Source organism: Lentibacillus halophilus (assembly GCF_039522485.1).
Classification (GTDB): domain Bacteria; phylum Bacillota; class Bacilli; order Bacillales; family Amphibacillaceae; genus Lentibacillus; species Lentibacillus halophilus.
On the sequence record NZ_BAAADM010000005.1, the window covers coordinates 118,997 to 129,505 of the forward strand.

The 10,509-nt window shown below is 43.8% G+C and carries 12 protein-coding genes and 1 rRNA gene; 5 read left to right on the top strand and 8 right to left on the bottom strand.

Features of this window, described 5'->3' with window-relative positions; all coding sequences use genetic code 11:
* Positions 1 to 6: 6 nt before the first annotated feature.
* Entirely contained in the window at positions 7 to 1,071 is a 1,065-nt protein-coding gene (locus ABDZ72_RS01435) for a M42 family metallopeptidase (RefSeq protein ID WP_343750676.1), read from the bottom strand.
* A gap of 166 nt (positions 1,072 to 1,237) precedes the next feature.
* Here ABDZ72_RS01435 and ABDZ72_RS01440 point away from each other — a divergent pair, with 166 nt between their 5' ends.
* Positions 1,238 to 1,552, top strand: coding sequence for a PepSY domain-containing protein (locus ABDZ72_RS01440; protein WP_343750677.1), 315 nt, complete (start codon positions 1,238 to 1,240; stop codon positions 1,550 to 1,552).
* Positions 1,553 to 1,676: 124 nt separating this feature from the next.
* On the opposite strand, the gene ABDZ72_RS01445 is transcribed toward ABDZ72_RS01440, so the two are convergent.
* Both ABDZ72_RS01445 and trmB read right to left on the bottom strand, forming a co-directional pair.
* The gene (locus ABDZ72_RS01445) at positions 1,677 to 2,531 is read right to left on the bottom strand and encodes a YtnP family quorum-quenching lactonase (RefSeq protein WP_343750679.1); all 855 of its coding nucleotides are present in this window, start codon (positions 2,529 to 2,531) and stop codon (positions 1,677 to 1,679) included.
* Positions 2,532 to 2,770: 239 nt separating this feature from the next.
* Positions 2,771 to 3,409 carry a tRNA (guanosine(46)-N7)-methyltransferase TrmB gene (gene trmB, locus ABDZ72_RS01450; RefSeq protein WP_343750680.1) on the bottom strand — a complete coding sequence of 213 codons (639 nt, stop codon included), beginning with the start codon at positions 3,407 to 3,409 and terminating at the stop codon, positions 2,771 to 2,773.
* Between the two features lie 75 nt (positions 3,410 to 3,484).
* Between trmB and ABDZ72_RS01455 the strand changes: the two genes are divergently transcribed.
* Entirely contained in the window at positions 3,485 to 3,772 is a 288-nt protein-coding gene (locus tag ABDZ72_RS01455) for a YtzH-like family protein (protein ID WP_343750681.1), read from the top strand.
* Here the strand turns inward: ABDZ72_RS01455 and ABDZ72_RS01460 are convergent.
* A complete protein-coding gene (locus ABDZ72_RS01460) occupies positions 3,759 to 4,574 on the bottom strand; it encodes a phosphotransferase (protein ID WP_343750683.1) in 816 nt (271 codons plus the stop codon). The genes ABDZ72_RS01455 and ABDZ72_RS01460 overlap by 14 nt on opposite strands.
* A 199-nt stretch (positions 4,575 to 4,773) precedes the next feature.
* Positions 4,774 to 5,334, bottom strand: coding sequence for an RNA 2',3'-cyclic phosphodiesterase (thpR, locus tag ABDZ72_RS01465; protein WP_343750684.1), 561 nt, complete (start codon positions 5,332 to 5,334; stop codon positions 4,774 to 4,776).
* Positions 5,335 to 5,503: 169 nt separating this feature from the next.
* On the opposite strand from thpR, the gene ABDZ72_RS01470 reads away from it, so the two are divergent.
* Positions 5,504 to 5,722: a DeoR family transcriptional regulator gene (locus ABDZ72_RS01470; RefSeq protein ID WP_343750685.1), complete on the top strand. Its 219-nt coding sequence runs from the start codon at positions 5,504 to 5,506 to the stop codon at positions 5,720 to 5,722.
* 102 nt (positions 5,723 to 5,824) lie between these two features.
* Here the strand turns inward: ABDZ72_RS01470 and ABDZ72_RS01475 are convergent, their stop codons facing one another.
* The gene (locus tag ABDZ72_RS01475) at positions 5,825 to 6,538 is read right to left on the bottom strand and encodes a pseudouridine synthase (protein ID WP_343750686.1); all 714 of its coding nucleotides are present in this window, start codon (positions 6,536 to 6,538) and stop codon (positions 5,825 to 5,827) included.
* Between the two features lie 14 nt (positions 6,539 to 6,552).
* On the bottom strand, positions 6,553 to 8,172 hold the full coding sequence (locus ABDZ72_RS01480; RefSeq protein ID WP_343750687.1) for a putative polysaccharide biosynthesis protein: 1,620 nt from the start codon (positions 8,170 to 8,172) through the stop codon (positions 6,553 to 6,555).
* Positions 8,173 to 8,373: 201 nt separating this feature from the next.
* Here ABDZ72_RS01480 and ABDZ72_RS01485 point away from each other — a divergent pair, with 201 nt between their 5' ends.
* Entirely contained in the window at positions 8,374 to 9,642 is a 1,269-nt protein-coding gene (locus ABDZ72_RS01485) for a BaiN/RdsA family NAD(P)/FAD-dependent oxidoreductase (RefSeq protein ID WP_343750688.1), read from the top strand.
* Between the two features lie 79 nt (positions 9,643 to 9,721).
* Positions 9,722 to 9,880, top strand: a complete 159-nt coding sequence (locus ABDZ72_RS01490; protein ID WP_343750689.1) for a hypothetical protein — start codon at positions 9,722 to 9,724, stop codon at positions 9,878 to 9,880.
* Positions 9,881 to 10,290: 410 nt separating this feature from the next.
* Here ABDZ72_RS01490 and rrf read toward each other — a convergent pair.
* A 5S ribosomal RNA gene (gene rrf, locus ABDZ72_RS01495) occupies positions 10,291 to 10,406 on the bottom strand.
* Between the last annotated feature and the right edge of the window lie 103 nt (positions 10,407 to 10,509).

Here is a 10,509-nt window from a genome sequence, read left to right on the forward strand (position 1 = left end):
GTCACCTTATTTCGATTTAATGGTTTCCACCGTGTTTTGATCCGTCGATTGAATTAATTTCACCAGCAAGTCTTTTGCCGCCTGGTAATCGTCCACATGAATGATTGAGGATGACGTATGAATATAACGGGAACATATACCAACAACGGCCGATGGAATGCCATCGTTAGCGGTGTGAACACTTCCGGCATCCGTTCCGCCCTGTGATAGGAAATATTGATACGGGATATCGCTGGACTCTGCTGTGTCGAGTATAAATTCCCGCATGCCGCGATGAGTGATCATCGTCCGGTCAAAGATCCGCAATAACGCCCCCTTACCAAGTTGACCGAATGCCTCGCCATCACCAGTCATATCATTAGCAGGAGAGGCATCAAGTGCGAAGAAAAGATCCGGCTGAATCATATTGGCGGCAACTTTGGCACCCCGCAATCCTACCTCTTCCTGCACCGTTGCACCGGAATACAGGGTATTCGGAATGGACTGACCTTGAAGTTCTTTCATCAGCTCTACTGATAGCCCACAACCGTACCGATTATCCCACGCTTTGGCAAGAATCTTTTTTTCATTGGCCATCGGTGTAAATGGACAAATCGGAACAACCGACTGGCCGGGACGGATACCAATTGTCTCAGCGTCGTCACGGTCATCAGCGCCAATGTCTATCAGCATGTCTTGGGGATCCACTGGCTTTTTCTTTTGTTCAGGAGTCAAATTATGCGGTGGTGTCGAACCAATGACACCCGTGACTCGTCCTTCATCGGTCATGATTTGCACACGCTGCGCTAACATCACCTGGCTCCACCAACCGCCAAGCGTTTGAAAGCGGATCATGCCATTTTGGGTGATCTGGGTAACCATGAAACCTACTTCATCCATATGGCCGGCAACCATTATCCGCGGACCGCCGCCATTTCTGACTCCAAAAACACCGCCCAGATTATCCTGGATGACGTCATCAGCATATTTTTCCAATTCGCCACGCATAAATGACCGTACAGCGTTCTCATCTCCTGGAGCACCTGGCAATTCAGTCAGACGTTTGAACAAATCCTTGGTTTCTTGATTCATGAATGGTTCCTCCTTATACAGTACGTGTATGTAGTAAAACAAGTATAACGGAAAGAGATATCGTCTTTCCACCGACATTATTCTATTGGTTTTTATTTTTCCTATTTTCCGTTATACTAAAAATATATTGAAAAAGTACTTGAAAAATTCCAGAGGTGATAGTTACATGAAGAAAAGAAATATCGTTATTGCGGCTGTTGCTGGCATTGCGGCAGGATACACGGTAAAACAGCAGCTGGATCGCTACCAGACAGTGACACCGGAGAAAGCACTTAAGAAAGCAAAAGAAACTTTTAAACAACAAGGACCCATCAGTGGTTCATGGATTTACATGAAACCGGAACAATATGAAAAACACGATCTTCTGTATAACGCTTACCGCGGTGGTATCACCCGGACCATTGATGGAGAACACAAACAGTATGAGTTCTACATTGATGCGGACTCAGGAGTCGTCATCGACGCTGTTGAGACGACATAACGTTATGAAAAAGCCATTTGCCATGCAGATGGCTTTTTCCCGTTTAGGCAGGTGTCGGAAAATAGGGTAACATCATGAACCGATCCCCTGTGGAACTCGTAAGCAGACGGTTGGTTGGATCATCTCACTCATAGTCATGCCGTTGTCGTTCCACTGCCTTCACCCTATTACCGGATTCATTAAATTGAATGGCCCGGAAATAAGCATCATGATAAAAGGTATACCATGCTTGGTTTTTATACCCGTAGTCCATCCACTTTTCTTTTTGGTGAACGGACGTTACCGGGTAATCATCATAAGCAAGCGCCCACAGTTTATTCTGATGTGCGTTCGTCGGCATGATATCCGCCATATGAATCCACGTTTCGCCCCCATCTTCAAACAGCAATATAGAATGACCGTCGCTGTGACCGCCCGTGTGAATCATCTTCAAACCGTCTGTCACCGTCCATTCCTGTTCAAATGGCTGTACTTGCCCCTGTATAGATTTCCAGTTCATCTCCCAATATGTGTTGGCCGATCGAATATTAGGGTTGCGCATTTCATCCCATTCCACCCGGGAAACATAGATATCAGCATTTTTAAAAACAGATTCATAGCCGTTATCTGTTGGTTTCGTAAGCCCGCAAGCATGATCAAAATGCAAATGCGTCATCAACATCGCATCGATATCATCGGTTGACAGCTCTAATTCAGCCAATGACTGATCAATGTATGACTCTTCACGGACACCAAAATTGCGAATTTGTTTGTCCGTTAATTTTCCGTTGCCCATTCCCGAATCAATGATATAATTTTTCCCATCAATCTGCAGGAGAATCGGATCTGTCCGCAATTCAATCTGATTTTTCTCATTATAGGGGTACTTTTTTCCCCAAAGTGCTTTCGGAACAACACCAAACATGGCCCCGCCGTCAAGGAAGTTAACACCGCCGTTCAACCACGTCAATTCAGCCCGCCCAATTTGCAATGATTCCATATAACTCCTCCTTTACCTCTATCGTCAGTTTATCACGCATGAACCAATGAATAATAGTTTTGCCTCTGAATGTGGACCAATCAGTGGCGTAAAGGCGAGAAATAGAACGTCATCAATTAATAATGTTCTCCACAACCCATCCGTGGGAATTAAAATGCCCACGGATTAAACATTTTCTTGAATACCGCTTACTATGTCAACGATAAGAACCATTGCAACAATAAACTTTGATAGAAAAGTTATGTAAATTGAGCGCGGCAGCAGTAGATGGGTTGGCCTTGTGCAGCAAATTTCTCTTCGTATTCGGTCATAACATTTTCCGGGTCATTGGCATCGTGCAGGTCGAGAAACACGTCTTTCAGTTCGAGTCCAAACGAAGAGAAGCTGACAAGGGAATATTCAAACAGCCCTTGGTTATCCGTTTTCAAAGTCATTTCCCCGCCGGGCTGCAAAATGTGTTGATATTGTTGTAAAAATGTATGAAACGTCAGCCGTCTCTTCGCATGGCGTTTTTTTGGCCATGGATCGGAAAAATTCAAATAAATAGAAGCAATCTCATTTTCAGCGAATAATTCTGTTAAGTCAGATGCATCCGCATGGATTAAAAGAGCGTTTGTCCGACCGGAATTTTTTATTTTGGAACCCGCCATGACGATAATGCTTTTCGCCAGTTCAATGCCAATAAAATTAACATCCGGATGGCGCTCAGCCATGCCATTGATAAACTGACCCTTCCCTGTTCCGATTTCTAAATGAATAGGCAGGTCCCGGGCAAACAACTCTCTCCAATGGCCTTTTTGTTTTTCCGGTTCTGGGATAACCAAATTCGTGTTATTCCTCAGAAAGTCATCCGCCCAAGCTCGATGGCGTTGCCTCATTCCATATGCACCTCCCTTTATTCCTAAGCATAAATATCCCAAATTTGTCCATACTGTATGTTGAGGTGAATTCCAATGACGTTGACGGTAAACAATCAATTGCAGCTTCTTCATGACATTTTGACAGAACAAACAGAGGATTGCTGTGGCGCTATATCTGAGTATCAACAAATTAAACGGCTGGTTCAGTCGATGATGGCTGATAATTGTATCTCAGACGAACAGCTCCTTCAATTTTTACCGGAGATTTACAACTACGGCCGGCAAGGTGAAAATGCCCATAATGACGAAGAACACGTCCATGCCAACAAGGAAAATATCGATCGTTGGGTGAACGCCATCAGCGGAATCAGTCTAAAATAATGGTTCTGACATGATGGTTCAAATCACGCAGATCAGACAAGCGTTCATGCGCTTTCCGGATTTCATTCCGTTCATAATGCCAGTTTAAATAATACAGCGAATCCATTATCAAATACCAGTGAATGCGTTCAATCAACTGATTATCATGCGTGATGCCATATCGATAAAGCCAATCATTCCAGTTTTCCCGTGGTATATACCATTTTAATATAAACCCATAATCCATCGCCGGATCCGCGATCATGGCATTATCCCAATCCACAAGGTACAGCTGATCCTGCTTGGTCCAAATCATATTATGATGATTCAAATCACAATGACAGACAACTTTCTGTTGGTTACGCGTGACAGGCAAAAGACGATGCAAATACTCAATGGACTCACGGATTTCTTTATGCAAATCAATGAGTCCATTTGTTTTTAAGTACCCAATCATTTCTGTAAAACGGTCATCTGCTGTCGCCGGTTTTTTGCCGAGTCGCATGAGCATGTGCAATAACTCGGACGACTGGTGGATTTTGGCCAACAGCGCGGCAACTCGGTAATGCTGCATTTCTTCCGGATGTAGTTCCCGGCCCTCCAGCCATTCTTGAGCCGTAATGACATCCCCGTTTTCCATGCGTTTTGTCCATACAAGCTTGGGAACAATCCCTACGGCTGACAGAACAGCAAGAAATGGAGAGGAATTTCGCTTCAGGAAAAGACGCTGTTCATTTTTTTTCGCTACATACGCATCACCTGTCAGTCCACCGGCAGGATGAATATTCCATTCTTTTCCTACTGCTTGTTGAAGCCAATTCACCGCACATACCTCAAATCATTCAAAGTTTGTAATCATAAACAGACACATGAAAATAGATTATCGGAAATGCCGGGCATTTTCAAGCAAAATTCCCATTTCGCCAAGAAGTTTTTCCTATTTCCCTGTGTCACATACATTCATCATTTTTTCATTTCGAACGCTTCACGGATGTTGTCTAGCTGCTTGATCAATTGCCCCCTTAATGGTTACCCTTTAGCAAATCAAACGTACGGATCGATTGATACTTAGGCAGCTGGGCCGGAAAAATGCGATAAACAGTCACTTGGTCAACTGTGAACACATGCTGCGTACTATAACGTTCTTGCCACGGCTTCATGTCCATTTTTGACCCGTTCCATTTCTTAGCCAGGGTGATATGAGGCTTAAATGGTCGTTTTTCCGGTTGGAACCCCGCATCAGCGGCCGCTGCTTCCACACACTGATGCAGGTTAATCAAATCGGGTGTTTTTTCCACACCAGTCCATAACACGCGCGGTGCAGAAGGGTTTCCGAATGTTCCCAATTCCCCGGCATGAACATGAAATGCAAATATTGTTTCGAGCCCGTGTAACTGTTCCAGAAGCATATCAAGATCGCTGTCGGCAACGGGACCGAGAAATTTCATGGTCACATGCAGATCGTCACGGTGTGTCCACTGTTTATACGGTAGTTGTCTCTTGATCTCAGACTGTCTTACAGCCAACCACTGCTTCCACTGCTCTGATAGAGGAATGGCTATAAAATAATGAGATAAATTCATAATTAGCCCTCATTTTTTTCTATTATGTATCGTATACTTTATTAAAAATGAAAAAGTTTTCGCAACACAATTACTTTTCACTTTAGTCTTTACCAAATTAAGTGTAAAATGTAAACAAGAACGATTCACGAGCACCACGAGATAATGACATTCATTAGGGAGTGGTTTTTTGAATCAAACAACATCGCGTATGCTGACAAGAGTGAAAGCTGTCTACCTTTATATCAGAGAAAAAGGGACTGTTTCCACCAGTGACATTGCCGACGAATTTGGGACGACGGATCGGACCGTGCAACGGGATTTACACATTTTAACCCATAATGGACTTGTTGAAAGTCCTGTGCGCGGTAAATGGACAATAACAGATAAACCTGTCCATATATCCTGAGTCGATTTCAGCGATTGTATCCTTCCAGCAGCGGGTGTTATTCGGCTGAGCGTTCTGTTTCGAATATCCAGCCGTCTTTAGCTGACATATCTCTTATCGGCTTCAATTTTCATTTTGCAACTTTTCTACTTCACCTGCTGTTAATTCACGGAAGCTACCGGATTCCAAAGCCGGATCCAATGTTAAAGGCCCCATTCGGATCCGTTTTAAAAAAAGCACTTTTTTTCCGGCCGCTGCGACCATTCGTTTGATTTGGTGATATTTTCCCTCCGTGATCGTTATTTCGGCTTCCGATGTTCCCCCTGTCCTCAGAATGGTCAACGCGGCCGGTTTGGTTTGATAGCCATCCTCCAAAGTTATTCCATCGGCAAACATCTGCTTATCTTCCTCGGTCACGGGCCCACTAATTGTTACGTAATACGTTTTTTCTATATTTTTTCGGGGAGACGTGAGCCTGTGGGCCAAATCTCCGTCATTCGTTATAAGCAACAACCCCTCTGTATCCTTATCGAGTCTGCCGACAGGAAAAGGAGCAAAAACATAATAATCATCAGGCAACAGGTCAACAACCGTTTGATCTCGATTATCCACCGTTGCTGAAACATAGCCTGATGGTTTATTCATCATAATATAAACATACTTCCGGTAGATGATCGGTTCTCCATTCACAGCAGTTGTATCTTTTTCAGGATTTAACTGCTGTGCTGTGTTCTTGACTGCTCTCCCATTAATGGTCACCTGTTTTTTCTTAATCAGTGCTTTCACATCTTTTCGACTTCCATAGCCCATGTTTGCCAACAATTTATCCAGGCGCATTTCGATAGCCTCCTTCATTTGCGAAATAAATGGTCGAGTACCTTCACACGATCTCCCAGCACCCGTTCAAGCAAAGTGGACTGATAACTGAACCAAAGATAGATACCGCCTCCGATGCCAACACCTGCAATAAGTACAATGACAGCCGATAACTGCTTCGTTTCATACGCCAAAAACATTCCGAATACCGCTTTGACAATCCAAATAACCAAGCACATCATGGCGGTGAAAATACCAATAAGCAAAAAACGTTTATAGGTCTGTCTGAACGGAAATCGAATAGCCTTGCGAATGCGCCATAAATTCAGAGCAACCGCTGTACCTGTAGCCAGCATCGTGCCTAAGATCACACCTTTGGCACCAAACATATGAATCAGCTGGATATTTAAAAGCATTTTGACCAACAAACCCCCGGCTAAACTGATAATAGCAAATCGTTGTTCATTAATTCCCTGCAGGATGGACGATGTAACGGTGAACAGGGCAAACAATAACCCGACCGGTGCATACCAACCAAGCAAGCTGCCGGTATACCCAATTTGATCCATGCCATACAACGAACCATATGCAACGTCAGACAACATTGATAAGCCGGCAACAGCCGGAACAACGAGAACAAGTACAATTTGTAATGCCTGATGGATTTGCTGATTCATTAAAGCCCGGTCTTTTTGTGTGAATGTTTTCGTCAATGCTGGAATAATAGCCAAAGACAGGCCGGTCGCAATCGTTACCGGAATAATAACCAGTTTATGACCGTAAAAATTGATAGCCGCATTCGCTGTTTCAAACAGGTCCTTTTTGCCAATAGCTGTCATTGCCCGCTCAAATGTGAACTGGTCAATCAATTGATACATTGGAACAGCAACACCAACTACGACAAACGGACCAGCATAGCGAAACAATTCGGCAAATAACCTTTTCATCGACAAATCATACGTGTAGTTTTGTTTATTTATTTGGGCGTATATTTGTGTTTTGCGTCGCCGCCAAAACCACCACAGAACAGCACTAGAGGCCAGCGCACCGATGAATGCCGCAAAAGCGGAAAATCCCACCGCAGTAATCTTGGATCCGTCGAGCAGCACCGTAATAACAAATGCAGCGCTTAGAATAAAACCAATCCGGATAATTTGTTCCACAACTTGCGAAACTGCTGTTGGCTCCATGGATTCATACCCTTGGAAAAATCCGCGAACAATGCTCATGGACGGTATAACCAACAGCGCTATACTTACCATCCGGATCACCATAGCGACATCCGATGCAGCTATGCTTCCTTCCTTTTCATTGGTAATCATTTGCTCAGCCAAAAGATTAGCACTGGAAAACATGATGAGAAAAGCAATGATACCCGTTGCCGCCATTAACATCATGCCTGCTTTGAACATACGCATGCCTGTTTCATAATCACCAAGCGCATTATATTTTGAAACAAATTTGGAAACAGCCATTGGTACACCGATGGTCGAGAAACTGATTAAAATCGTATAAGGCGTATAGGCAAACTGGAACAATGTCCCACCAGATTTCCCAACGAGCGCATTAAACGGAATAACGTAAATCATTCCTAATAATTTCGATAAAAATGTTGCACTGGTAAGCATCATTGTTCCTTTAATAATATTTGACATGTTTTCACCTGCATCACGTATAAGTTACACATTCGCTATTTTAGCATACATCATACAAAAATCATTATAAAGAGAATATCATTTTGGGAATGGTCTTTATTAGCCTGCAAATGTGGAATAATACCAAAGATAAATTTATGTACATCCAGTCGTTTTTTGCCGTAATCCGTGCTAAAATGCCAACGAAAGGAATGAAGCCTATTGTCTTACGATACAGCAGTCATCGGTGGCGGACCATCCGGATTAATGGCGTCAATAGCTGCCGCCGAGCACGGATCCAAAGCAATTTTAATTGAAAAAGGAAAAAAACTGGGGACCAAATTGGCCATCTCTGGCGGGGGACGCTGCAACGTGACGAATCGACTTCCCGAAGAAGAAGTGATTCGACACATCCCAGGTAATGGAAAATTTCTGTACAGTCCCTTTGCCGTTTTCAATAATTACGATATCATTGATTACTTTGAGAATATGGGTGTCCATCTAAAGGAAGAAGACAATGGACGCATGTTCCCTGTATCTAATTCAGCCAAATCCGTGGTCAATGCACTCATCAACAAACTCAGCGAACAAAATATTGACATTCGCATGAACACCCCGGTGAAAGCCATTCACTACGGGGAGCAGGAACATACGATTATCCTTGAATCCGGTGAAAAAATCCAGGCATCATCAGTAATTATCGCTGTGGGTGGAAAAGCTGTCCCCCACACCGGGTCAACCGGAGATGGCTATGAATGGGCAAAAAAAGCTGGTCATACAGTGACGGAACTTTATCCGACCGAAGTAGCCTTAACCTCAGACGAACCATTCATCAAGCAAAAACACTTACAAGGATTGTCATTACGAAATGTCGCACTGTCTGTACTGAATAAAAAACATAAACCAATGATCACCCACCAGCTGGACATGATCTTCACCCATTTTGGTATTTCCGGTCCAGCTGTCCTGCGGTGTTCTCAATTCGTTGTCAAAGAGCTGATGAAAGGACGGGAAGCTGTTCCCATGCAGCTTGATGTGTTCCCTGATGAGTCCGAACAGCAATTATTCCAGTCCATGATAACAGCGATAACAAACAACCCTAAAAAATCCATTCGAAATGTTTTGAAACATGTGATCCCTGAAAAACTGCTGGATCATATGCTTGCTCAAAATAACGTGGACGGTGATCAGAAAGCAGCTGGCGTCGCTCATAATGTGATTCGCAGCCTTGTTCAGCATTTGAAGAAATTTCGTTTTGATGTTCATGGCTCTCTTCCACTTCGTAAAGCATTTGTAACCGGCGGCGGTATCTCCATAAAAGAAATCGTACCCAACACGATGCAATCCAAAATTATGCATGGACTGTATTTTTGTGGTGAGATCCTCGACATCCACGGATATACAGGCGGTTATAACATTACATCCGCCTTGGTAACCGGACGTATCGCAGGGATGAATGCCGCATTGGAAGCTTCCTCTCTTGGCAGTTGATTCCGGGCATCTTTTCTGTTATTTCAACCATACTAAGTATGTAAGGGGACTTTTAACCAACAGAAAGGAAGGAACAATCATGCAGCAGAACAATAATATGTGGCTTCCCCTAGTTGCATCGGTCGGTGTTGGAGCGGCAACTTATTATAGCATGACGAGAAGCAATCGTAATTTCGGACAAGCCATGCAGCAAATGATTCCCGTCGTTTCTCAAATGAATAAAAGTCAGCCGTTTTAACTGGATCGATTCCCATTATTTATTTTCGCGCACCTATCAGCTATAGGTGCGCTTTTTATGGATAGCGTGGATTGAGCTGCGTGAGTTTTCATCATAGTCGCTCGAATTTTGCTTTGAGTTGCGCGACCTTACCCCATGACCGCACGAGTTGTGTGGTTATCGCGCGAGTTTCGCCTCGAACTGCGCAACCTCACCCTATTATCGCGCGACTTTCGCTCTGAACTGCGTGACCTTCATCCAAAGCTGCGCGAATTAACCGATTATTGCGCGACTTGATCCTTGAATGCGCAACTTTCCGCAGAACTGCGCAAGTTTACCGATTTCGTTAACGGTCTTTTTAAGGTCAATGATTTACTAAATAAAAAAAGCCAGCGTATTCGAAAATATTCGATACACTGACTTTTCAGTTTGCCTGGCGGTGTCCTACTCTCGCGGGGGCAAGGCCCCGACTACCATCGGCGCTGGAGAGCTTAACGGCTGTGTTCGGCATGGGAACAGGTGTGTCCTCTCCGCTAATACCGCCAGACCTAAGTTGTGACAATCAACGATAATGGATACCCAAACCCGATATTTATCAAGGCCAAGGATCATTATAGCCGTTATCGTCGAAAAATGCAAGGGTTTTTTTC